The sequence below is a fragment of the Rhodoplanes roseus genome (assembly GCF_003258865.1).
Classification (GTDB): Bacteria; Pseudomonadota; Alphaproteobacteria; order Rhizobiales; family Xanthobacteraceae; genus Rhodoplanes; species Rhodoplanes roseus.
This window is the reverse complement of record NZ_NPEX01000629.1, coordinates 1-722: the sequence shown is the minus strand read 5'-3', so window position 1 is coordinate 722 and position 722 is coordinate 1. Positions and strand designations below refer to the sequence as shown.

The following is a 722-nucleotide window of genomic DNA, read 5'->3' as shown; positions in this document are numbered from 1 at the left end:
CGGGCCGCGGGCCGATCATCCGGCGCAAGGTCGGATCCCGGAACACGACGTGATGCACCAGCGCCGCGATCGCGTGCAGGACCGCGATCGCGATCAGGGCCTGCGCCAGCAGGCCGTGATACGGCTTCAGCATGGCCGCGAAGGCCTGGTCGGCGGCCCACGGCGAGGCGATCTCGAACAGCCCGAACACCGACAGCGCCCGGCCGCGGGCGAACACGGTGGCGATGCCGATCAGCGGCACGGCGGCGAGCAGCAGATAGCTGAGGCCGTGAGCCGAGGCGGACGCGATCTCGCCGAGACGACCGAGCGGCGTCCTGGGCGCCGGCGGCGCCGGATCGGCCAGCCGCCACAGGATGCGGGCCACCAGCAGCCCGAGTACGGCCAGCCCCAAATTGACGTGCACGAACATGGCGGTCGCCCGCGCCGGCCCTTGCGGCAACTCGCCGCGGAACATGCCGATCGCCCAGGCGGCGACGACGAAGATCACGGTGAGCCAGTGGAACAGGCGCGCCAGAGTCCCGTAGGCCTCGTAGGAATTGCGCAGAGCCATCGCAATGAACCTCGCATGCGGAATGGATTGCAGGGATGTGAATACGTATGCGCCGCGGGGGTCGCGCCGCCTTGATTCAGAGCAAGGCGCGGGATGGTGGCGGGCGGGGCGGCCGGATCAGAGGTCGAGCGCGGCGGCCAGTTGCTCCAGCGCGGCCGGCGGGTCGGCCTCG

At 71.2% G+C, this 722-nt stretch carries 1 protein-coding gene; it reads right to left on the bottom strand.

Annotated features, from left to right (window positions below):
- Positions 1 to 550, bottom strand: a 550-nt coding sequence (locus CH341_RS31675; RefSeq protein WP_111423716.1) for a cytochrome b, incomplete at its 3' end; no start/stop codon positions are given.
- Positions 551 to 722: the final 172 nt, after the last annotated feature.